This is a genomic window from Pseudomonas rhizozeae (assembly GCF_031583775.1).
Lineage (GTDB): Bacteria > Pseudomonadota > Gammaproteobacteria > Pseudomonadales > Pseudomonadaceae > Aquipseudomonas.
This window is the reverse complement of the sequence record NZ_JAVLSB010000034.1, coordinates 23,071-45,898: the sequence shown is the minus strand read 5'-3', so window position 1 is coordinate 45,898 and position 22,828 is coordinate 23,071. Positions and strand designations below refer to the sequence as shown.

Sequence of the window (22,828 nt, the reverse complement as noted above, 5' to 3'; positions counted from 1 at the left end):
AAAACCCTACAGCCGAGGGGGGAAAGACGAGGGCATGAAGATAAATTCCCTCAATGGTCACAAAAGTGTCCGCATTATGCCCCAAGCCAGGGCGGCGTGTGCCTTGCGCGGCCGGTCTAATCGGCTATTTTTTACCGACGGTAGCCGCAGCCCCCCAGAGAGTCGGGCAGACGACGCCTTAAACTGCTAAAGTGCCGCCCGTTATTACTTATGAGGATTGTTCCAATGGCGACTAACCGTTCCCAGCGTCTGCGCAAAAAACTGTGCGTCGATGAATTTCAAGAGCTGGGTTTCGAACTGAACCTGGATTTCAAAGAAGATTTGGCTGATGAAGCCATTGATGCTTTCCTCGACGCGTTCATCAAAGAGGCCATGGAAGCCAATGGCCTCGGCTACGTCGGCGGCGACGACTACGGCCTGGTGTGCCTGCAGAAGCGTGGCTCGGTCTCCGAAGAGCAGCGTGCTGCCGTTGAAGCCTGGCTCAAGGGCCGCAGCGAACTGACCGAAGTGACCGTCAGCCCGCTGATGGACGTCTGGTACCCGGAAAAGCCGATCAATCCGGTAGCCTGACGGGCGCTGCACGTTTCAAGCTTCAAGCGCCGGTTGAATGCGCTTGGAGCTTGAATCTCACGGCTTGCAGCTCGAAACTCGTCACTGCGCCTTCTTCTTCCAGCCCAACACCACCAGCGTTAACACCCCCGCGACAATTCCCCAGAACGCCGAACCGATGGAAAACAGTGTCAGCCCCGACGCCGTGACCATAAAGGTAATCAACGCCGCTTCCCGTTCCTTGACCTCGTTCATCGCCACGCTCAAGCCGTTGATGATCGAACCGAACAGCGCCAGTGCGGCAATCGATAGCACCAGCTCTTTGGGCAACGCCGCGAATAACGCCGCCAGCGTCGCGCCGAACACCCCGGCAAAACCGTAGAAAATCCCGCACCACACCGCCGCGGTGTAGCGCTTGTTGCGATCTTCATGGGCATGCGGCCCGGTGCAGATCGCCGCGCTGATGGCGGCCAGGTTGATGCCGTGGGAGCCAAATGGCGCCAGCAGCAACGAGGCGATGCCGGTGCTGGTGATCAGCGGCGAGGCGGGCACCGTGTAGCCGTCGGCGCGCAAAACGGCGATGCCGGGCATGTTCTGCGAGGTCATGGCCACCACGAACAACGGGATGCCGATGCTGATGGTAGCGCCCAGGGAGAACTGCGGTGTGGTCCAGACTGGCGTTGCCAGCTCCAGGTGAAAATCGCTGAAATTCAGCAAACCCATGGTCGCCGAGAGTGCGGTGCCGACCACCAGCGCCGCAAGCACCGCATAGCGCGGCGACACGCGTTTGATCAGCAGATAGGTGAAGAACATACCCAGGACCAGGCCGGTGCGGTGTTGCGCGGCGACGAAAATCTCGCTGCCGATCTTGAACAGAATCCCTGCCAGCAAAGCCGCCGCCAGCGAGGCCGGGATCTTTTTCACCAGCCGCTCGAAGCTGCCGGTCAGCCCGCAGATCGTCACCAGTACTGCGCAGGTAATAAAGGCGCCGATGGCCTCGCCGTAGCTGACCCCCCCCAGGCTGGTGATCAGCAGCGCCGCGCCGGGGGTCGACCAGGCAATGGTGATCGGCGTGCGGTAACGCAGCGACAAACCGATGGTGCACACCGCCATGCCGATGGAAATCGCCCAGATCCACGAGGAAATCTGCCCACTGCTCAACCCCGCTGCCTGCCCGGCCTGGAACATCAGCACCAGGGAACTGGTGTAGCCGGTCATCATCGCGATAAATCCGGCGACGATGGCAGAAGGCGAAGTGTCCGCCAGGGGGCAGAGGCGGGTGCGGGTGGCGTCGGTCATGACGGTGGTGATCCTTGCTCTGATGAAAATCTCGAAACAGAGTGAAATCCCTGTGGGAGCGGGCTTGCCCGCGAAAGCGTCAGCACATGCACCATTAGTGTTGACTGACACACCGCCTTCGCGGGCAAGCCACGCTCCCACAGGTATTGCGTGAGGGCGGCAGCCCTGGCCATTAAGCCTAAACGCTTTGTGACTGATTCATTGCAATACAGCCGGGCCCGCAAACGACCGTACAGTCGTGTTGCCACTACGTGTTGTGTACAATCGGCGTGTTTTTTACACGATACTTGCCAGCGACCCACTGTGCCGTATTACAGTCACGGTCAATTCGCCGCCGTTCTTCCGACTCGAGTGCCCATGAACGAACAGTTGCAGCCCCTCAAGAAACAACCGCGAGCAGGCAAAGCCGGCCGCAGCGGGACCCAGGACGATATGGTCTACGCGCATATCTTCGAGGCCATCCTCGAACAGCGCCTGGCGCCCGGCACCAAGTTGAGCGAAGAAGCGCTGGGGGAAATTTTCGGGGTCAGCCGCACCATCATTCGCCGCGCCTTGTCGCGGCTGGCGCACGAAGGTGTGGTATTGCTGCGGCCGAACCGTGGCGCCGTGGTGGCCAGCCCGAGTGTCGAGGAAGCCCGCCAAGTGTTCCTGGCGCGGCGTCTGGTTGAACGCGCAATCACTGAACTGGCGGTGCAGCACGCCACCGCCGATCAGCTCGCCGAGTTGCGGCAAATGGTCAGCGACGAACGCGACAGTTTCTCCCGGGGCGATCGCGGTGCGGGCATCCGTCTGTCGGGGGAATTCCACCTCAAACTGGCCGAGGCGGCAAAAAACGCGCCGTTGATCAGCTTTCAGCGCAGCCTGGTGTCGCAAACGTCGCTGATCATCGCCCAGTACGAAAGCGGCAACCGTTCGCACTGTTCCTATGACGAGCACACCCAGCTGATTGACGCCATCGAAGCCCGCGACGCGGTGCTGGCGGTGGACTTGATGATGCATCACATGGATCACATCGACAGCAAACTCAACCTCAACGAGGAAAGCGCGTCGGATGATCTGCATGCGGTGTTCTCGCATTTGTTGTCGACCAAGAAGGCTGGGCGGTCGACTGCCAAGCACTAAGTCAGATTGAGTTGACCCCAATCGCTGGCAAGCCAGCTCCCACAGTGATCCAGGGTGTTCGACAGGTCTGCGGCATACCGAAAACCTGTGGCAGATTGAGTTGACCCCAATCGCTGGCAAGCCATCTCCCACAGTGATCCAGGGTGTTCGACAGGTCTGCGGCATACCCGAAAACCTGTGGCAGCGAGCCTGCTCGCGAAAGCAATCTGAAGGACAAAAAAAATCCCCCAGGCCAAACAGGACTGGGGGATTTTTTTTGCCTGCGAACACTTAGCGCTGATGCACTAAAGCCCCCGCCGCATAGGTCTGGGCCACGGTGCGGTCATCGCCCAGGGTCATCAACACGAACAAGGTTTCGGCGATGTTTTTGGCCTGTTTCAAGCGATAGCTGAGCAGCGGTGTGGCGTTGTAGTCGAGCACCAGGAAATCGGCGTCGCTGCCCGGTTGCAGGCTGCCGATCTTGTCTTCCAGGCGCAGGGCGCGGGCGCCGCCGAGGGTGGCCAGGTACAGCGATTTGAACGGGCTCAGCCGTGCGCCTTGCAACTGCATGACTTTGTAGGCTTCGTTCAGGGTTTGCAGCAGCGAGAAACTGGTGCCGCCGCCAACGTCAGTGCCGAGGCCGACGTTGAGGTTGTGCTTCTCGGCCATCGGCAGGTTGAACAGGCCGCTGCCGAGGAAAAAGTTCGAAGTCGGGCAGAAGGCGATCGCCGAGCCGGTCTCCGCCAGGCGCGCGCATTCGTCGTCGCACAGGTGCACGCCGTGGGCGAACACCGAGCGCTCGCCGAGCAATTGGTAGTGATCGTAAACGTCGAGGTAGCCTTTGCGCTCCGGGAACAGCTCCTTGACCCACTCGACTTCCTGCAGGTTTTCACTGATGTGGGTCTGCATGTACAGGTCCGGGAATTCGCTCAGCAACTGGCCAGCGAGCGCCAGTTGTTCCGGAGTACTGGTGGGGGCGAAACGCGGGGTCACGGCGTAATGCAAACGGCCCTTGCCGTGCCAGCGTTCGATCAGCGCTTTGCTCTCGGCGTAGCTCGATTCCGCGGTATCGGTCAGGTAATCCGGCGCGTTGCGGTCCATCATCACCTTGCCGGCGATCATCCGCAGGTCAAGCTTCTCGGCGGCCTCGAAAAACGAATTCACCGACTGCGGATGCACGCTGCCGAACACCAGCGCGGTGGTGGTGCCGTTGCGCAGCAGTTCCTTGATGAAAATGTCCGCGACTTCCTCGGCGTGAGCCTTGTCGGCGAACTGGCTTTCGCACGGAAAGGTGTAGGTGTTGAGCCAGTCCAGCAATTGCTCGCCATAGGCGCCGACCATGCCGGTTTGCGGCAGGTGGATATGAGTGTCGATGAAGCCGGGGGTGATCAGCGCATCCTGGTAATGGTTGATCTCGATGTCCGCCGGCAGAGTCGGCAGCAATTCACTGGCGTGGCCGAGGGCACTGATCTTGCCGTTATCGACCACCAGCAGGCCGTCCTCGAAATATTCGTAGGAGGCTTCGATCCCAACCACGGCGGGGTCGGCGAGGCTGTGCAGGATAGCGGCGCGGTAGGCTTTGCGAGTCAGAGGCATGTGGGGTTCCGTTTTAATTCGCAGCGTGGCTGCGGCGCGAGGCCGGCAGCAGTTTGGCAATAGAAGATCCGGCGCTGGCGCTGTGCTGGCCAAAGTCGGCGTTGTAGGTAGCGATGATTTCGCCGGCGATGGAGATGGCGATTTCCACTGGCAATTTGCCTTTCACTTCGCCGATGCCCATCGGGCAGCGCATGCGTTGCAGCACCGCGCTGTCGAAGCCGCGATCGCGCAGGCGATGCTCGAACTTGACCCGTTTGGTCTTCGAGCCGATCAGGCCGAAGTAGGCGAAATCGTTGCGCTTGAGGATGGCGGCGGTCAGTTCGAGGTCGAGCTGGTGGTTGTGGGTCATGACGATGCAGTAGCTGCCGGCGGGCAACGCGTCGATTTCATCGACCGGTTCTTCGCTGACGATCTTGCGCACGCCGTGGGGGATCTGCTCGGGGAATTCCGCTTCCCGGGAGTCGATCCAGCGCACGCGGCAGGGCAGGCCGGCGAGCAACGGCACCAGTGCGCGGCCGACATGCCCGGCGCCGAACACCGCGATCTGCGCCTGCACCTGGCCCATGGGTTCAAACAGCAACACGGTCACGCCACCGCAGCACTGGCCCAGGCTGGCGCCGAGGCTGAAGCGCTCCAGATGCGTGGTCTGCTGACCACAGGCGAGCATTTCTCGGGCCAGTTGCATGGCCTTGAATTCCAGGTGCCCGCCACCGATGGTGTCGAAGGTCTGCCGGGCGCTGATGACCATTTTCGAACCGGCATTGCGCGGCGTCGAGCCGAGTTCTTCGATGATCGTCACCAGAACACAGGGTTCGCCCTGGTTCTGCAGGTCGGCGAGGGCGTCGATCCAGTTGTACATATTCACCTCAACATCTTTGGTGTTTGCGCGGGCCCCATCGCTGGCAAGCCAGCTCCCACAGGTTGTGTGGTGTCCCTTAAATCCGAAATCACCACCAATCACTGTGGGAGCTGGCTTGCCGGCGATTAGCCGCACCTCGGTCCTAGAGCGGAGCCAACTCAGCTTCAGCAGCAGCTGCTTTCACAACTTTGAGCTGACGCATCTGCTCACACCCCCACAGCACCCGCTCCGGGGTGGCCGGGGCGTCGATGTTGGGCTGATGCTTGTAGTCGCCGAGGCTGGCCACGGCGTCCTTGATCGCGCACCAGGCGGCGATGCCGAGCATGAACGGCGGCTCGCCCACGGCTTTGGAATGGAACACCGTGTCTTCCGGGTTCTTGCGGTTTTCCACCAGCTTCACCCGCAGGTCCAGCGGCATGTCGGCCACCGCCGGGATCTTGTAACTGGCCGGGCCGTTGGTCATCAGCTTGCCTTTGTTGTTCCAGACCAGCTCTTCCATGGTCAGCCAGCCCATGCCCTGGATGAAGCCGCCCTCGACCTGGCCGATGTCGATGGCCGGGTTCAGCGAGGCGCCGACGTCGTGCAGGATGTCGGTGCGCAGCATCTTGTATTCGCCGGTCAGTGTGTCGACGATCACTTCGCAGCATGCCGCGCCAAACGCGTAGTAGTAGAACGGACGACCTCGGGCCTGGCTGCGGTCGTAGAAGATTTTCGGGGTCTTGTAGAACCCGGTGCTCGACAGCGAGACCTGAGCAAAATACGCCTGCTGGATCAGCGCTTCGAACGTCAGGATCTGGTCGCGCACGCGCACATGGCCGTTGTGGAATTCCACGTCTTCTTCGCTGACCGTGTAGTGCCGAGCGGCGAATTCCACCAGGCGCTTTTTGATGATCTCGGCGGCGTTCTGCGCGGCTTTGCCGTTCAAATCAGCACCGCTGGAAGCGGCGGTCGGCGAGGTGTTGGGCACCTTGTCGGTGTTGGTCGCGGTGATCTGCACGCGGTCCATTTCCACCTGGAACACTTCGGCCACCACTTGTGCGACCTTGGTGTTCAAGCCCTGGCCCATTTCGGTGCCGCCGTGGTTCAAGTGAATACTGCCGTCGGTGTAGATGTGCACCAGCGCACCGGCCTGGTTGAGGAAACTGGCGGTAAAGGAAATGCCGAATTTCACCGGGGTCAGCGCCAGGCCTTTTTTCAGGATCGGGCTATTGGCGTTGTAGCGCCGGATCGCTTCGCGGCGTTCGTAATACTGGCTGCTTTGTTCCAGTTCGGCGGTCATTTCCTCGAGCATGTTGTGCTCGACGGTCTGGTAGTAATGGGTGACGTTGCGCTCGGTCTTGCCGTAGTAGTTGGCCTTGCGCACGGCCAGTGGGTCGAGGCCCAGATGGCGGGCGATGGCGTCCATCACTTCCTCGATGGCGACCATCCCTTGCGGGCCGCCGAAGCCACGGTAAGCGGTGTTCGATGCGGTGTTTGTCTTGCAGCGGTGACCGTTGATGGTCGCGTCACCGAGGTAGTACGAGTTGTCGGAGTGGAACATCGCCCGGTCGACAATTGACGCCGACAAGTCCGGCGAGCAACCGCAGTTGCCGGCCAGGTCCATGGCGATGCCGTGCAGGCGCCCGGTGCTGTCGAAGCCGACGTCGTACTCGACATAGAACGGGTGGCGCTTGCCGGTCATCAGCATGTCTTCGACCCGTGGCAGGCGCATCTTGGTCGGCTGGCCGGTGAGGTGCGCGATCACCGCACACAGGCACGCCGGGCTCGCCGCCTGGGTTTCCTTGCCGCCGAAGCCACCGCCCATGCGGCGCATGTCGACGACGATTTTGTTCATCGACACGTCCAGCACTTCCGCCACCAGTTTCTGCACTTCGGTGGGGTTCTGGGTCGAGCAGTAGACGATCATGCCGCCGTCCTCGGTGGGCATCACCGAGGAAATCTGCGTTTCCAGGTAGAAATGTTCCTGGCCGCCGATGTGCAGCGTGCCTTGCAGGCGATGTTCGGCGGTCGCCAGCGCGGTGGTCGAATCGCCGCGCTGGTGAGTGTGGCTGTCCAGCACGAAGTGGCGTTTGCGCAGGGCTTCAACCACGTCGAGCACCGGCTCCAGGTCTTCGTATTCGATGATCGCCGCCATCGCCGCTTTGCGCGCGGTGTCCAGGTCTTTGGCCGCGACGGCGAGCACCGGTTGCCCGACGAATTGCACATCGTCGATGGCCAGCAGCGGGTCGCCCGGTAGCAGCGGGCCGATGTCTTTCAGGCCCGGCACATCCTTGTGGGTGATGGCGATGCGCACGCCCTCGAAGGCGTAGCAGGGCGCGGTGTCGATGCTGATGATTTTCGCGTGGGCGCGGTCCGACAAGCGCGCGTACACGTGTAACTGGTTGGGGAATACCAGGCGATCGTCGATGTACTGCGCTTCCCCGGACACATGCTTGGCGGCGCTGTCATGCTTGACGCTGCGGCCGACGCCAGTGGTCAGGTCCTGGGCGAACAGTTCGGCCAGTTCAGCCTGGGTCTTCTCTACGGCGTGATGATTAGACATAAGCGGTCACCCGAGTCTCGATGTGCGGCGTTTGCAGTTCGATGAAGTATTTGCGCAGCAGGTTTTGCGCGCTGAGCAGGCGGTATTCCTTGCTCGCGCGGAAATCCGAGAGCGGCGTGAAGTCGTCGGCCAGGGCGGCGCAGGCACGCTCGACCGTGGCGTGGTTGAACGGCGCACCGAGTAACGCGGCTTCGCAGCTTTTGGCGCGTTTCGGCGTGGCGGCCATGCCGCCGAAAGCCACGCGGGCGTCGGCGATCACGCCGTTATCGAGGCGCAGATTGAAGGCGGCGCATACTGCGGAAATGTCATCGTCCAGGCGTTTCGACACTTTATAGGCGCGGAACAACTGCTCGGCCTGGGCGCGGGGCACGATGATCTTCTCGATGAACTCGCTTTCCTGACGCGCGGTGACCCGGTAATCGATGAAGTAGTCTTCCAGCGCCATGGTCCGGCGGGTCTCGCCCTTGCACAGCACGATCTGCGCGCCGAGGGCGATCAGCAGCGGCGGCGAATCACCGATCGGCGAGGCGTTGCCGATGTTGCCGCCGAGGGTGCCCTGGTTGCGGATCTGCAACGAGGCGAAGCGCTGCAGCAATTCGCCGAAGTCCGGGTATTCCGCCTTCAGCGCTTCATAGCAATCGGAGAGGGCGGTGGCGGCGCCGATTTCCAGGCGATCGTCAAAGCGCTCGATGCGCTTCATTTCAGCGACGTTGCCCACATAGATCATCACCGGCAGCGTGCGGTGGAACTGCGTGACTTCCAGCGCCAGGTCAGTGCCGCCGGCCAGTAGCCGGGCTTGCGGATAAGCGTCGTAGAGGTCGGCGAGGTCGGCGACGGTCAGCGGCACCAGGCAGCGTTTGTCGCCACTGTTGAGTTCACCGGTGTCGGTGGGCGCGATGGCTTTGAGGCGGGCGATGGTCTCGGCTTCGCGGGCGTCGAACTGGTCCGGTTGCTTGCCGCAGCAGGCTTGTTCGGCGGCGGCGAGGATTGGCCGGTAGCCGGTGCAGCGGCAGAGGTTGCCGGCCAGGGCTTCGTGAGCCTTGTGCGAATCCGCTTGCTCGGAGTTCTTCTGCAGGGCAAACAGCGACATCACAAAGCCCGGGGTGCAGAAGCCGCATTGCGAGCCGTGGCACTCGACCATCGCCTGCTGCACGCTGTGCAATTGACCCTGGTGCTTGAGGTCTTCGACGCTGATCAGTTGCTTGCCGTGCAGCGACGAAACAAAAGTCAGGCACGAATTGAGGCTGCGGTAGCGAATGTGTTCGCGGCCGGCGTCATCCGTCTGCAACTCGCCGACCACTACGGTGCAAGCGCCGCAATCACCGCTGGCGCAACCTTCTTTGGTGCCGGATTTGCCGACGTGCTCGCGCAGATAATTGAGCACGGTCAGGTTCGGGTCCAGGGCGTGCTCGCTACGGAGTTCCTGGTTGAGTAAAAACTGGATCACGGAAGGCCTCGCAGACTCATTATTGTTGTTAACCGATGGACCGAATTTAGCAGGTCTGACTTTTCGGTCAACGGTTTTCTGACTTAAAGGTCAAGAAAACCGCTTTTGTCGATCAACAGCCGGTTTGATCAGTATTGACCCTTAACGCGCCCAGTGCTTTTTGCTTATATCGTGCCAAAAACCGCTTTGTGGGCACTCCGCCATGACACGGCAAGTGCGCTACACTGCGCCGCTTGTGCAGATCGAAGATTTTCAAGGACCACCATGACGTTCAAGGCGCCGGACAGCCTCGCCGAGCAAATTGCCCACCACCTCGCCGAGCGGATCATCCGTGGCGAAATGAAACCCGGTGAGCGCATCCAGGAACAGAAAGTCACGTTGGCGTTGAACGTCAGCCGTGGGTCGGTGCGCGAAGCCTTGCTGATTCTGGAGCGCCGGCACCTGATCGCGATCCTGCCGCGCCGTGGCGCCCACGTGACTGAGCTCACCGCACACAAGGTGCAAAGCCTTTGCACCCTGATGAGCGAGTTGTACATCCTGCTCGGCAACGCGGTGGCCAATGGCTGGCAAGTGCAGACTGACATGGCGCCGTTCCTGCAAATCCAACAGCGGCTGATCGCCAGCTACGAACGCCAGGACATCCGCACTTTCGTCGACGACAGCTTCAACGTGATGCGCGCCGCGTATCCGTTCGCCAACAACCCGTACCTGCAAGAAACCGTGGAAAACCTGCAACCGGCCATGAGCCGCGCGTATTTCCTGGCCCTGGAACAGCGCAAGGCCGAGATGAGCGAATACCTCGAGCTGTTCGAGCGCCTGCTCGCCGCCGTGCTGGCCCGTGACTTGCCGCAGATTCGCGTGGTGCTGACGGCCTATGCCCAGCGCAGTTGCGATCTGGTGGTGTCTGCGTTGACGGTCGCTTAAGCGTGCGGCTCAAGTGCATCAAACTGGCGGGGTTCAAATCCTTCGTCGACCCGACCACGGTGAACTTCCCCAGCAACATGGCGGCGGTGGTCGGGCCCAATGGCTGCGGCAAGTCGAACATCATCGACGCCGTGCGCTGGGTGATGGGCGAGAGCTCGGCGAAAAACCTGCGCGGCGAGTCGATGACCGACGTCATCTTCAACGGCTCCACCAGTCGCAAACCGGTGAGCCAGGCCAGCATCGAACTGGTATTCGATAACAGCGACGGCACCTTGCTCGGCGCGTACGCCGCTTACGCGGAAATCTCGATTCGGCGCAAAGTCACCCGCGACAGCCAGACCACCTATTACCTCAACGGCACCAAGTGCCGCCGTCGCGACATCACCGATATCTTCCTCGGCACTGGCCTCGGCCCGCGCAGCTATTCGATCATTGAACAGGGGATGATCTCCAAGCTGATCGAGTCCAAGCCCGAAGACCTGCGCAACTTTATTGAAGAAGCCGCCGGCATCTCCAAGTACAAGGAGCGCCGCCGCGAAACCGAAAACCGCATTCGCCGCACCCACGACAACCTCGCGCGCCTGACCGACCTGCGCGAAGAACTCGAACGCCAGCTCGAACGCTTGCATCGTCAGGCCGAGGCGGCGAAGAAGTATCAGGAATACAAAGCCGAGGAGCGTCAGCTCAAGGCACAACTGTCGGCCCTGCGCTGGCAGGCGCTGAACGAGCAAGTCGGGCAGCGTGAAGCGATCATCGGCAACCAGGAAATCAGCTTTGAAGCGCTGGTCGCCGAGCAGCGCAATGCCGATGCCGCGATCGAACGTTTGCGCGACGGCCACCACGAGCTGTCCGAGCGCTTTAACCTGGTGCAGGGCCGCTTCTATTCGGTCGGTGGCGACATCGCTCGGGTCGAGCAAAGCATCCAGCACGGCCAGCAACGCTTGCGTCAATTGCAGGACGATCTGAAAGAAGCCGAACGCGCGCGCCTGGAAACTGAGTCGCACCTGGGCCATGACCGCACCTTGCTGCTGACCCTGGGCGAAGAGCTGGACATGCTCACCCCCGAGCAGGAAATCACCAGCGCCGCCGCCGAAGAAGCCGCCGCCGCGCTGGAAGAATCCGAAACCAGCATGCGCGCCTGGCAGGAGCAGTGGGACGCCTTCAACCTCACCGCCGCCGAACCCCGGCGCCAGTCCGAAGTCCAGCAGTCGCGCATCCAGCAACTGGAAACCAGCCTCGAACGCCTGGCCGAGCGCCAGCGGCGGCTGATCGAAGAGCGCGCCTTGCTCTCGGCCGACCCGGAAGACGAAGCCATTCTCGAACTCAACGAGCAGCTCGCCGCCAGCGAAGCGACCCTCGAAGATTTGCAGGCCAGCGAAGAAGCGCAGGTCGAACGTCTGGAGCAGTTGCGTCAACAGTTGCAGCAAGCGCTGCACAATCAGCAGCAGGCGCAGGGCGATTTACAGCGTCTGAACGGCCGCTTGGCGTCGCTCGAAGCCTTGCAGCAAGCTGCGCTCGACCCTGGCACCGGTGCCGCCGAATGGCTGCGCGATCAGCACTTGGCCGAACGTCCGCGCCTGGCTGAAGGCCTGAAGGTCGAGGCTGGTTGGGAGCTGGCGGTGGAAACCGTGCTCGGTGCCGACCTGCAAGCGGTGCTGGTGGACGATTTCGGCGGCTTCGATTTATCCGGTTTCAGCCAAGGCGATCTGCGCCTGCTCAGCCCCGCCAGCGATGGCGTGCGAGTGGCTGGCAGCTTGCTCGACAAGGTCGAGGCGTCGGTGGATCTGTCGCCCTGGCTGGGCCAGGTCAAACCGGTCGATAGTCTGGAGCAGGCCTTGGCCCAGCGCGGGCAATTGGCGGCGGGTGAGAGCCTGATCAGCCGCGACGGTTATTGGGTCGGCCGGCATTTCCTGCGGGTGCGCCGCGCCAGTGAGGCCGAGAGTGGCATGCTCGCCCGAGGCCAGGAAATCCAGCGTCTGGGCCTGGAGCGCGAAGAGCGCGAAGCGACCGTCGAAACCCTGGAAACCGAACTGCAAAACCTGCGGGCGCAACAGCGCCAGCAGGAAAACGGTCGCGAACATCTGCGCCGCCTGCTGCAAGACGAAGCCCGCCAGCAAGGCGAACTGAAAGCGCAATTGTCCGCCGGCAAAGCCAAGGCCGAGCAATTGATGCTGCGTCGCACGCGCCTCGACGAAGAGGTCGCCGAACTCGGTGAACAACGCGCGCTCGAACACGAAAACATCGGCGAAGCGCGCCTGCAATTGCAGGAAGCCCTCGACAGCATGGCCCTCGACACCGAGCAGCGCGAATTGCTGCTGGCCCAGCGCGACAGCCTGCGCGAGCGACTCGACCGGGTGCGTCAGGAAGCGCGGCAGCATAAGGATCACGCCCATCAATTGGCCGTGCGTCTCGGTTCGCTGAAGGCGCAGCACGATTCCACGCGTCAGGCCTTGGAGCGCCTCGAAATGCAATCCGAGCGCCTGACCGAGAAGCGCGAACAGCTCAGCCTCAACCTGGAGGAGGGCGAGGCACCGCTGGAAGAACTGCGGCTGAAGCTCGAAGAATTGCTCGACCGGCGCATGAGCGTCGACGAAGAATTGAAGACCGCGCAAATCGCCCTGGAAGATGCCGACCGCGAACTGCGCGACGCCGAGAAACGCCGCAACCAGGCCGAGCAGCAGTCGCAACTGATCCGTGGCCAACTCGAACAACAGCGCATGGAATGGCAAGCCCTGACCGTGCGCCGCAAAACCTTGCAGGACCAGTTGCTGGAAGACGGCTACGACCTGCACGGCGTGCTCGCCACCCTGACCGCCGAAGCCAGTGAGCAGTTTGCCGAAGAAGAACTGGAACGCATCGCCGCACGCATTCAACGCCTGGGCGCGATCAACCTCGCGGCCATCGAGGAATACACCCAGCAGTCCGAGCGCAAACGCTATCTGGACGCGCAGAACGACGACCTGGTGGAAGCCCTCGACACCCTGGAAAACGTCATTCGCAAGATCGACAAGGAAACCCGTAACCGTTTCAAAGATACCTTTGATCAGATCAATGGCGGTTTACAGGCACTTTTCCCAAAAGTTTTCGGTGGAGGCCGCGCCTATTTGGAACTGACGGGCGAAGATCTACTCGATACAGGGGTGACGATCATGGCGCAACCGCCCGGCAAGAAGAACAGCACCATCCATTTGCTCTCCGGCGGCGAAAAAGCCCTGACCGCACTGGCCCTGGTATTTGCGATCTTCAAATTGAATCCGGCGCCGTTCTGCATGCTCGACGAAGTTGACGCACCACTGGATGACGCTAACGTTGGACGCTACGCACGGCTCGTGAAAGAAATGTCGCAAACCGTTCAGTTCATCTACATCACCCACAACAAGATCGCCATGGAAATGGCCGATCAACTGATGGGGGTCACCATGCACGAGCCCGGGTGTTCGCGGCTGGTGGCCGTAGATGTCGAAGAAGCGATGGCGCTGGTGGATGCCTGAGGTTCGGTCTGTAGGATTGGTATTTAAGTGCTGTAGGACCTTTTTACCAAGCCCTACTTGCTGGCCAATCGACATATTGACTGAAGCGGATGTGACAGACGGTGTAAAGTTACCTTTGGTCGTGCTAGTTTAATGTCAAATTTTCGTATACGTGGGCAAAACGCCTGTCAGAACATAGAGTTGGCGCCACGTTTTAAAGCGGTTTGCAGCTTGTAAACCCCTTATTTTTCAGCATTTTTTATAGAGGCACGGGATTACATGGAAATCGGTCTGCGCGAGTGGCTGATCGTCATCGGCATCATTGTCATTGCCGGTATTCTTTTTGATGGCTGGCGCCGGATGCGCGGCGGCAAGGGAAAACTGAAGTTCCGCCTGGATCGAAGTCTGTCCAATCTGCCCGACGACGACAGCAGCGCCGAGCTGCTGGGTCCGCCACGGGTGCTGGACACGCATAAAGAGCCGCAACTGGACGAGCACGATTTGCCGTCCGTGAGCATGCCGGCCCGCGAGCCCCGTGAATCGGGCTCCAAGCGCGGCAAGCGCAGCCATGGCGAACCGTCCCAGGGCGACTTGAACCTCAATCTCGACCTGGACGGCGGCCCGAGCTTCAACGCGCGCGACGACGACTTCCCGGACGACAGCAAATCTCCTACGGTTTCGTCCAGCGACAAAGAGCAGCCACAAGCCGAAGAAGTGCTGGTGATCAGCGTGATCTGCCGCGACGCCGCCGGCTTCAAAGGCCCGGCGCTGTTGCAGAACATTCTGGAAAGCGGTTTGCGGTTCGGCGAGATGGACATCTTCCACCGTCACGAAAGCATGGCCGGCAACGGCGAAGTGCTGTTCTCCATGGCCAACGCGGTGAAACCGGGTATTTTCGATCTGGACGACATCGACCATTTCAGCACCCCGGCGGTGAGCTTCTTCCTCGGCCTGCCAGGCCCGCGTCATCCGAAGCAAGCCTTCGATGTGATGGTCGCGGCGGCGCGCAAGTTGTCCCAGGAACTGAACGGTGAATTGAAGGACGACCAGCGCAGCGTGCTGACCGCCCAGACCATCGAACACTACCGCCAGCGCATCGTCGAATTCGAGCGCCGCGCCCTGACCCAGAACGCTGATCCAAAGGTGGGCACCCCCACAGGGTTCCGGCCTTTAAGCTATTGTGATTAGAAGATTGAGCAGCCTCGGCTGCTCTTTTGCTTTATGAGAGAACACCCATGACTGCCGTCAAAACCCGCATTCTAGAGCTGCGCGCCGAGCTGGACGAGCACAACTATCGCTACCACGTCCTCGACGAGCCGAGCATTCCGGACGTCGAATACGATCGCCTGTTCCATGAACTCAAGGCACTGGAAGCGGAAAATCCCGAACTGATCACCAGCGACTCGCCGACCCAGCGCGTCGGCAGCGCCGCGCTCTCGGCCTTCACGCAGGTGCGCCACGAAGTGCCGATGCTCAGCCTCGGCAACGCCTTCGAAGAAAGCGACATGCGCGAGTTCGATCGTCGGGTCACCGAAGGTCTCGACCGGCCGGTGGGCGACTTGTTCGGCAGCGGCGCGGCGGTGGAATACAGTTGCGAACCGAAACTCGATGGCTTGGCCGTCAGCCTGTTGTACCAGGACGGCGTGCTGGTGCGCGGCGCCACTCGCGGCGACGGCACCACCGGCGAAGACATCAGCGTCAACGTGCGCACCGTGCGCAACATCCCGCTCAAGCTCAAGGGCAGCGACTGGCCGGCGACCCTGGAAGTGCGCGGCGAAGTGTTCATGTCCAAGGCCGGTTTCGAACGGCTCAACGCCACGCAACTGGAGGTCGGCGGCAAAACCTTCGCCAACCCGCGTAACGCCGCAGCCGGCAGCCTGCGCCAACTGGACTCGAAGATCACCGCCAACCGTCCGCTGGAATTCTGCTGCTACGGCATCGGCCAGATTTCCCACGACATCGCCGATACCCACATCGGCAACCTGAAGCAACTCAAGGCCTGGGGCATGCCGGTCAGCCGCGAGCTGAAACTGGCCCACGGCATCGACGAATGCCTGGACTACTACCGCGACATCGGCGAGCGCCGCAACAGCCTCACCTATGAAATCGACGGCGTGGTGTTCAAGGTCAACAGCATTGCCTCGCAGCGGGAACTGGGCTTCCGCGCCCGTGAACCGCGTTGGGCGATCGCGCACAAATTCCCGGCGATGGAAGAACTCACCGAGCTGCTCGACGTGGAATTCCAGGTCGGCCGCACCGGTGCCGTCACGCCAGTCGCGCGTTTGAAACCGGTCAAGGTCGCCGGCGTCACCGTGGCCAACGCCACGTTGCACAACATGGATGAAGTGGCGCGCCTGGGCCTGATGATCGGCGACACAGTGATCATCCGCCGCGCTGGCGACGTGATTCCGCAAGTGGTGCAAGTGGTCACCGAGCGCCGCCCGGATAACGCCCGGCCGGTGCAGATTCCGCAAACCTGCCCGGTCTGCGGCTCCCACGTCGAGCGCACGCAACTGGTGAAGCGCAGCAAGGGCCGCGAAACCGTCAGCGAAGGCGCGGTGTATCGCTGCGTCGGCCGTCTGGCCTGCGGCGCGCAACTCAAGCAGGCGATCATTCACTTCGTTTCGCGCCGGGCCATGGACATTGAAGGTCTGGGCGACAAGAGCGTCGAGCAATTGGTCGACGGAGGCCTGGTCAGTTCGCCGGCCGATCTGTACGCCCTGAAGTTCGAAGACATCGTCGACCTCGAAGGCTTCGCCGAGCTGTCGAGCAAAAAATTGCTCGCCGCCATCGATCACAGCAAGACCCCGAGCCTGGCACGCTTCATCTACGCCCTCGGCATCCCCGATGTCGGCGAAGAGACAGCGAAAGTGCTGGCGCGCTCCTTGGGCACGTTACAGCGGGTTCAGCAGGCGTTGCCGCAGGTGTTGACGTACTTGCCGGACGTTGGCCTGGAAGTCGCGCATGAAATCCACAGCTTCTTTGAAGATGCGCACAACCAGGAGGTGATCGCCGACCTGCTCAAGCACGGCTTGCAGATCCAGGATCAGGGCGACCTCAGCGCAGAATTCGCCGCCAGCACCACCCTCGGCGGCCTGCTCGACAAGTTGCACATTCCCTCGGTAGGGCCGGGCGGGGCGCAAAAACTGGCGGACAAGTTCGGCTCGCTGGAAGCGGTGATGACCGCTGACTGGCTGGACATGCGCCAGGCCCTGCCGGAGAAACAGGCCAATGCCGTGCGCGAGTTTTTTGCCGACGACACCAACCGGCAACTGGCTCGCGCCGCTGAACAGCAACTGCGCGAGTTCGGCATGCATTGGCAGAGCGAGAAAAAAGTCGTCGAAGGCCTGCCGGAAGCGGGGCACACCTGGGTCCTGACGGGTTCACTGGAACTGATGAGCCGCGACGTCGCCAAAGACAAACTCGAAAGCCTCGGCGCCAAGGTCGCCGGCTCGGTCTCGGCCAAAACCCACATCGTCGTCGCCGGCCCCGGCGCCGGCTCGAAGCTGACCAAGGCCAATGAGCTGGGGGTCAAAGTGCTGGATGAAGAGGCGTTCGTGAAATTTCTGGCGGGGCATGGAATCGAGGTTTGAGTTTGCTTGCCTGAGGCGAAGCGCTTACCTGGCAAGGCTGCTTTTTGTGGCAACACTGCTTTTGTGGTGAAGGGGCTTGGCTGTGGTGAGGGTGCTTTTGTGGCGAGGGAGCTTGCTCCCGCTGGGCTGCGCAGCAGACCCAAGAATCTAACTGGCAGTGACATTTTTAGGAGTGCTTCGCCCTCCAGCGGGAGCAAGCTCCCTCGCCACAAGGGCCTCGGCACATTTCAAAGCAGCGTCTGCTCATCAACCCCCGCATCAAACAGGGAACGATCCCGCCGGCAGAATGATCTAGTCTTGGCCACCCCCAGGGAGAGATCGCCATGTACCGCTTCTTCGAACAGCTCAGTTCGCGTATCGCCGCGCCGTTTCTCGGCGGGCCGTCGCGCAACAGCAAGGTCTGGCAGTGCCGCTGCGGGCAGTCGTTGTTCTTTGGCAACAGCCAGTGCCTGGCCTGTGCGGCCGCGCTGGGTTATCAGCCGGAGCAAAGTCGCTTGTCCTCCCTGCAACCGGGCCCGTTCACCGACACCTGGCGGCTCGATGCCGATCCCGAGGCCGGGGTGTTCCGCCGCTGCGCCAATCTCGATTCCCCAGCCGCGTGCAACTGGCTGTTGCCCGCCGATACCGTGCATGCCCTGTGCACCGCGTGCAGCCTGAACCGCACCATCCCCGATCTGTCGCTGGTGGAAAATCACGAACGCTGGCTCAAGGTCGAGACCGCGAAGCGGCGCCTGGTGGCGCAACTGATCACCCTCGGCCTGCCCGTGATCCCAAAAACCGAGAATGAAGACACCGGCCTGGCATTCGATTTCATCGGCGTCGACCTCGAAGGCAACGCGCCCACTACCGGCCATGCCAACGGCTTGATCACCCTCGACATCAACGAAGCCGACGACGCCCATCGCGAGCAGGTCAGGGTGCAAATGCACGAACCCTACCGCACCTTGCTCGGGCACTTTCGCCATGAAGTCGGCCACTATTACTGGGATCGGCTGATCGACAACAGCCCCTGGCAGGACGCCTTTCGCGGCCTGTTCGGCGACGAACGCGCCAGCTACGCCGACGCTCTCGACCGTCATTATGAACAAGGCGCACCGCTGAACTGGCAACAGCACTACGTCAGTGCCTACGCGACCATGCACCCGTGGGAAGACTGGGCCGAGACCTGGGCGCATTACTTGCACATGATGGACGCGGTGGACACGGCGCTGGGCTTCGGCATGAGCGCCCGGGACATGGACCTCGACTACCAGCCGTTCCCCCTGAGCACTCTGTACGACCCGCAACATCCCGGCGGCGCGGCGTTTCTGTCGTTCGTCAATGCCTGGATCGAACTGGCCGGCATGCTCAACGAACTGTCGCGCAGCATGGGCCAGCCGGATTTCTACCCGTTCGTGCTGCCGTCGGCTGTGATCGCCAAGCTGCACTTCATCCACCTGGTGATCCAGCAGGCCGGCGGCAAGGCTGACGAGGTGTTGCAAGCGCAATAGCAAGTGCTTGAAGCCCCTCATATTTTTAATCCCGCGCCAACGGTTGTAACTTCTCCTCAGATAGGTACAATGGCGCGGCTCGCCGTCAGGTGAGCGTCGTTATGGTGACCCCATCGGTCCCCCCGCAACGATTACCCGTGAACCTGGTCAGAGCCGGAAGGCAGCAGCCACAGCGGGAACATTGTGTGCCGGGGTGCGGCTGGTGGGGTTGCCTCCATAACGCCCAGGCAATAAATCTCCCTATTTTGAAACTCAAGCGCCGGATTCAGCTCAGCGTTTGGTTTTGTGCTGTCTGTCATTTGTTACCCGCTATGGTTCGCCGTGCCAGGAGGCTGCCCATGAATCTAATGCAACTGTTTTTCAAGCTGATGGCCGTGATCATTGTTGGAGTGGCGGTAGTTGTCGTGGGATATGGCTTCTATTCCGATGCCAGATCGGATAATTCACTCGCCGTCTACATTCTGGATACGCGAGACAGCGTCTCGGTCGCCAGTGAAAGCGCGACAGCACTGGACGGCAGCAAAGTGATGGTGACGCGCGTGAATTCACTCGTTGCGTTGCTGCAGATGATCAACAGCCGTATCGGCAGTGATGAAACCCAGTGCTTGCAGAAAATTTGGGACGCCTCAACAGATTCGGTTGGTTTTCTGATTGAAAACTCGGGTTTGCTCGTGAAGGCTCATCAGATCGAGGTGATCACGAAGAACGCTTTGAAACAGCTCGATGAGGCTGATCTTTCCGATGCCCGAATTGTTGGGGAAATCGGAAATGAACACGGCAAGAAGGTCACCGAAATCCTCAGTGGAATGGCTGTTGCACTCGAACCTATCAATGAATTGGCCGGTTGCAGTCAAAGAGTCAGTGGCTGGCTGATCGTCAAACGGCCGAGCAACCCGGTTCAGTAACCAGAGCCGTCGCAAGCTCAAGGCAACACCGGCACCGAATCCACGGGCGGTTCGCCGGCGCCGGTGTAGAGGCGAATGATGTCGTCGATCTCGCCGGACATTTTCATTCTCAGCAGCGTGCGCAGCACTCGCTGCACCGGCACTTCGGGGGCATTGCGCACGAAGCACCCGACGTTTTGCTCTTGCAGCACCGCCACGCCCTGCAATTGTTGGTCGAGGGACAGGCGCTGGTTGAACCAGTCCAGGGTCCATTGGTTGCTGACGGCGTAGCGGTAGCGGCCGGCGATGAGTTTTTCCAGCACTTGTTCCTGATTGCGTGCGTCTTCGCGTTGCAGGCGATTGTCATCGAACAGCGGTTGCAGGGTCGGGTAGGTGTAGCCGAGGACGGTGCCGATCGATTGGCGCGGCATGCTTTCAGGTACGACAGCTTCGGGATTGCTCGCGGTGCTGATCAGCAGGTCGCGCTGGAAGAACAGCGGGATGCTCCAGATGTAATCACCGGACTGGTTCGGCAGCCAGGATTGCGCCGCGTAACAGCGCACGTCGACTTCGCCGTGTTCCATGGCACTCTGGATGCGCGTGCGCGGCATCACGTTGAACTGCGCCGGCACGCCGGATTGGGTGGCCAGGCTGGTCATCATGTCGTGCAGGATGCCTTGGGTCGGCACGCCGTTCTCCAGTTGTACCAGCGGCATGGCCCAGCCATCGGCGATGGCAAAGCGCAACGGCACCTCGGACGCGTGAGCACCGGCGCACATCAACAACAAAGCCCCCAAGGCTGACCGCATAAACTCTCCAACAGGGTAAGACCGGACTCGCAAAAACACCCCCAACGACCAGCTTAGCCATATTAGACGAGCACACCGGATGCAATTTCGGCGGTGCTCCGCTAGCATTAGCCGCTTCTGCTTCCCAGTGGCGACGGTTTTCGATGAGTTATCAGGTTCTTGCACGTAAATGGCGTCCGCGCTCGTTCCGCGAAATGGTCGGCCAGACCCATGTGCTCAAGGCTCTGATCAATGCCTTGGACAGCCAGCGGCTGCACCATGCGTACCTGTTCACCGGTACGCGCGGGGTTGGCAAGACCACCATCGCGCGGATCATCGCCAAATGCCTGAACTGTGAAACAGGTATCACTTCGACGCCTTGCGGCACCTGCTCGGTGTGCCGGGAAATCGATGAAGGCCGCTTCGTCGACCTGATCGAGATCGACGCCGCCAGCCGCACCAAGGTCGAGGACACCCGCGAACTGCTCGACAACGTGCAGTACGCCCCGAGCCGTGGGCGCTTCAAGGTTTACCTGATCGACGAAGTGCACATGCTCTCCAGCCATTCGTTCAATGCGCTGCTCAAAACCCTTGAAGAACCGCCACCCTACGTCAAGTTCATCCTGGCCACCACTGACCCGCAGAAACTTCCCGCAACTATTCTGTCGCGGTGCCTGCAGTTCTCCCTGAAAAACATGACCCCTGAGCGGGTGGTCGAGCATTTGACCCACGTGCTCGGCGTGGAAAACGTGCCGTTCGAAGACGACGCGCTGTGGCTGTTGGGCCGCGCCGCCGATGGCTCGATGCGTGACGCGATGAGCCTTACCGATCAGGCGATTGCCTTTGGCGAAGGCAAGGTGATGGCAGCGGATGTGCGGGCGATGCTCGGCACCCTCGATCACGGTCAGGTCTACGACGTGCTGCACCGTTTGATCGAAGGTGACGCCAAGGGCTTGCTCGAAGCCGTGCGCCACCTCGCCGAGCAAGGCCCGGACTGGAGCGGCGTGCTCTCGGAGATTCTCAACGTGCTGCACCGCGTGGCGATTGCCCAAGCGTTGCCGGAAGGGGTCGACAACGGCCATGGCGACCGCGACCGCGTGCTGGCGCTGGCCCAGGCCTTGCCGGCCGAAGACGTGCAGTTTTATTACCAGATGGGCCTGATCGGGCGCCGCGATCTGCCGCTGGCGCCGGACCCCCGTGGCGGCTTTGAAATGGTCCTGCTGCGCATGCTCGCATTCAGGCCGGCGGACACGGCCGACGCCCCGAGGCAACCGCTAAAGCCAGTGGGGATCAGCCAGGCCACAGTTGATTCCGCAAACTCAGTGGCTGCCGCGTCGGTAGCGGCTGCGGCATCGGCACCCGTTGCTGCGCCAGCGCCTGTGGCGGCGATTATCGAACCTGAGCCTGAGCCCGAGCCCGTTGCACCAGAGCCATTGCCTGAGCCGGTGATCGAGGCCCAGCTAGAACCAGAGCCAGAACCGGTCGCCGCCGACGTCATCGACCTGCCGTGGAATGACCCGGTCGAGCCCGTCGAAGCGGTCCAGCAACCGGCCGTCGAGCCCGTGCTGGAAACCGCCGCCGAGCAGCCCGAGCTGGCGCCGATGCCACTGCCGACCCCGGACAGCGTGGTGCCGGATGCGCCGGAGTGGGCCGCCGCGCCAATTCCCGAGCCGTCGGTGGCCGAAGTCGATGCCGCCACTCCGGGCGTTGACCTCGATGACGAACCGCCGCTGGACGAAGATTACATCGAGCCGGACATGGATTCGGCCTACAGTTACCTGGACGAGCTGGCCAGCGAACACGCTGCCGAGCCAACGCCGGAGCCCGAGCCGGAACCGGCAGCAATGCCCGCCACCGGCCTGGCCCTGCAATGGCTGGAGCTGTTCCCGAAGCTGCCGATTTCCGGCATGACCGGCAGCATCGCCGCCAACTGCACCTTGATCGCGGTGGATGGCGACAACTGGCTGTTGCACCTGGACCCGGCGCATAGCGCGCTGTTCAACGCCACGCAGCAACGCCGCTTGAACGACGCGCTTAACCAGTATCACGGGCGCACGCTGAGCCTGAGCATGGAGCTGATCAAGCCCGAGCAGGAAACCCCGGCCCAGGCTGCTTCGCGTCGACGGGCGAACCGCCAGCGCGAGGCCGAGGATTCGATCCACGGTGATCCGTTCATCCAGCAAATGATGCAGCAGTTTGGCGCGGTGGTGCGCAACGATACGATTGAACCTGTCGAAGCCCTGGTCGGTCAGGGCTAATAACTGAAGGCGCCTGGCGCAGTGGCCG

Annotated in this window: 15 protein-coding genes and 1 other RNA gene; 10 read left to right on the top strand and 6 right to left on the bottom strand. The window is 61.5% G+C overall.

Annotated elements, in window-relative coordinates:
- Positions 1–225 precede the first annotated feature (225 nt).
- Positions 226–570 (top strand): YggL family protein, encoded by a 345-nt coding sequence (locus RG836_RS10885; protein WP_310845346.1) that lies wholly within the window; start codon positions 226–228, stop codon positions 568–570.
- An 81-nt stretch (positions 571–651) separates the two neighbouring features.
- Here the strand turns inward: RG836_RS10885 and RG836_RS10880 are convergent, their stop codons facing one another.
- Positions 652–1,848, bottom strand: a complete 1,197-nt coding sequence (locus RG836_RS10880; protein ID WP_310845344.1) for a benzoate/H(+) symporter BenE family transporter — start codon at positions 1,846–1,848, stop codon at positions 652–654.
- Positions 1,849–2,205: 357 nt separating this feature from the next.
- Between RG836_RS10880 and RG836_RS10875 the strand changes: the two genes are divergently transcribed.
- Complete coding sequence (locus RG836_RS10875; RefSeq protein ID WP_310845342.1) at positions 2,206–2,970, top strand: GntR family transcriptional regulator; 765 nt, start codon at positions 2,206–2,208, stop codon at positions 2,968–2,970.
- A gap of 270 nt (positions 2,971–3,240) precedes the next feature.
- On the opposite strand, the gene guaD is transcribed toward RG836_RS10875, so the two are convergent.
- The 4 genes from guaD to xdhA form a co-directional block, all read right to left on the bottom strand.
- Positions 3,241–4,545, bottom strand: a complete 1,305-nt coding sequence (guaD, locus tag RG836_RS10870) for a guanine deaminase (protein WP_310845339.1) — start codon at positions 4,543–4,545, stop codon at positions 3,241–3,243.
- Between the two features lie 13 nt (positions 4,546–4,558).
- Entirely contained in the window at positions 4,559–5,404 is an 846-nt protein-coding gene (xdhC, locus tag RG836_RS10865; protein WP_310845338.1) for a xanthine dehydrogenase accessory protein XdhC, read from the bottom strand.
- 142 nt (positions 5,405–5,546) lie between these two features.
- A complete protein-coding gene (gene xdhB, locus RG836_RS10860; RefSeq protein ID WP_310845336.1) occupies positions 5,547–7,946 on the bottom strand; it encodes a xanthine dehydrogenase molybdopterin binding subunit in 2,400 nt (799 codons plus the stop codon).
- Positions 7,939–9,393, bottom strand: a complete 1,455-nt coding sequence (gene xdhA / locus RG836_RS10855) for a xanthine dehydrogenase small subunit (RefSeq protein WP_310845335.1) — start codon at positions 9,391–9,393, stop codon at positions 7,939–7,941. Before xdhA ends, xdhB begins: the two co-directional genes overlap by 8 nt.
- A gap of 264 nt (positions 9,394–9,657) precedes the next feature.
- Between xdhA and RG836_RS10850 the strand changes: the two genes are divergently transcribed.
- The 7 genes from RG836_RS10850 (at position 9,658) to RG836_RS10820 (ending at position 19,775) form a co-directional block, all read left to right on the top strand.
- Positions 9,658–10,317 (top strand): GntR family transcriptional regulator, encoded by a 660-nt coding sequence (locus RG836_RS10850; protein WP_310845334.1) that lies wholly within the window; start codon positions 9,658–9,660, stop codon positions 10,315–10,317.
- 2 nt (positions 10,318–10,319) lie between these two features.
- Positions 10,320–13,808: a chromosome segregation protein SMC gene (gene smc, locus RG836_RS10845; protein WP_310845333.1), complete on the top strand. Its 3,489-nt coding sequence runs from the start codon at positions 10,320–10,322 to the stop codon at positions 13,806–13,808.
- 258 nt (positions 13,809–14,066) lie between these two features.
- Complete coding sequence (zipA, locus tag RG836_RS10840; RefSeq protein ID WP_310845331.1) at positions 14,067–14,975, top strand: cell division protein ZipA; 909 nt, start codon at positions 14,067–14,069, stop codon at positions 14,973–14,975.
- A gap of 47 nt (positions 14,976–15,022) precedes the next feature.
- Positions 15,023–17,380, top strand: a complete 2,358-nt coding sequence (gene ligA, locus RG836_RS10835; RefSeq protein ID WP_310845330.1) for an NAD-dependent DNA ligase LigA — start codon at positions 15,023–15,025, stop codon at positions 17,378–17,380.
- A 323-nt stretch (positions 17,381–17,703) separates the two neighbouring features.
- Entirely contained in the window at positions 17,704–18,870 is a 1,167-nt protein-coding gene (locus RG836_RS10830) for a zinc-binding metallopeptidase family protein (protein WP_310845329.1), read from the top strand.
- A gap of 111 nt (positions 18,871–18,981) precedes the next feature.
- An RNA gene (ffs, locus tag RG836_RS10825) (signal recognition particle sRNA small type) lies at positions 18,982–19,078 on the top strand.
- Positions 19,079–19,208: 130 nt separating this feature from the next.
- Positions 19,209–19,775, top strand: coding sequence for a hypothetical protein (locus tag RG836_RS10820; protein WP_310845328.1), 567 nt, complete (start codon positions 19,209–19,211; stop codon positions 19,773–19,775).
- 17 nt (positions 19,776–19,792) lie between these two features.
- Here RG836_RS10820 and RG836_RS10815 read toward each other — a convergent pair whose 3' ends face one another.
- On the bottom strand, positions 19,793–20,563 hold the full coding sequence (locus RG836_RS10815) for a substrate-binding periplasmic protein (RefSeq protein ID WP_310845327.1): 771 nt from the start codon (positions 20,561–20,563) through the stop codon (positions 19,793–19,795).
- A 143-nt stretch (positions 20,564–20,706) separates the two neighbouring features.
- Between RG836_RS10815 and dnaX the strand changes: the two genes are divergently transcribed.
- On the top strand, positions 20,707–22,800 hold the full coding sequence (gene dnaX / locus RG836_RS10810; protein WP_310845325.1) for a DNA polymerase III subunit gamma/tau: 2,094 nt from the start codon (positions 20,707–20,709) through the stop codon (positions 22,798–22,800).
- Positions 22,801–22,828 lie beyond the last annotated feature (28 nt).

What these genes read in the sequence shown, in the direction of transcription:
- RG836_RS10885 (WP_310845346.1), top strand. Translation starts at nt 226, where the DNA reads ATGGCGACTAACCGTTCCCAGCGTCTGCGCAAAAAACTGTGCGTCGAT.
- RG836_RS10880 (WP_310845344.1), bottom strand. Translation starts at nt 1,848, where the DNA reads ATGACCGACGCCACCCGCACCCGCCTCTGCCCCCTGGCGGACACTTCG.
- RG836_RS10875 (WP_310845342.1), top strand. Translation starts at nt 2,206, where the DNA reads ATGAACGAACAGTTGCAGCCCCTCAAGAAACAACCGCGAGCAGGCAAA.
- guaD (WP_310845339.1), bottom strand. Translation starts at nt 4,545, where the DNA reads ATGCCTCTGACTCGCAAAGCCTACCGCGCCGCTATCCTGCACAGCCTC.
- xdhC (WP_310845338.1), bottom strand. Translation starts at nt 5,404, where the DNA reads ATGTACAACTGGATCGACGCCCTCGCCGACCTGCAGAACCAGGGCGAA.
- xdhB (WP_310845336.1), bottom strand. Translation starts at nt 7,946, where the DNA reads ATGTCTAATCATCACGCCGTAGAGAAGACCCAGGCTGAACTGGCCGAA.
- RG836_RS10850 (WP_310845334.1), top strand. Translation starts at nt 9,658, where the DNA reads ATGACGTTCAAGGCGCCGGACAGCCTCGCCGAGCAAATTGCCCACCAC.
- zipA (WP_310845331.1), top strand. Translation starts at nt 14,067, where the DNA reads ATGGAAATCGGTCTGCGCGAGTGGCTGATCGTCATCGGCATCATTGTC.
- ligA (WP_310845330.1), top strand. Translation starts at nt 15,023, where the DNA reads ATGACTGCCGTCAAAACCCGCATTCTAGAGCTGCGCGCCGAGCTGGAC.
- RG836_RS10830 (WP_310845329.1), top strand. Translation starts at nt 17,704, where the DNA reads ATGTACCGCTTCTTCGAACAGCTCAGTTCGCGTATCGCCGCGCCGTTT.
- RG836_RS10820 (WP_310845328.1), top strand. Translation starts at nt 19,209, where the DNA reads ATGAATCTAATGCAACTGTTTTTCAAGCTGATGGCCGTGATCATTGTT.
- RG836_RS10815 (WP_310845327.1), bottom strand. Translation starts at nt 20,563, where the DNA reads ATGCGGTCAGCCTTGGGGGCTTTGTTGTTGATGTGCGCCGGTGCTCAC.
- dnaX (WP_310845325.1), top strand. Translation starts at nt 20,707, where the DNA reads ATGAGTTATCAGGTTCTTGCACGTAAATGGCGTCCGCGCTCGTTCCGC.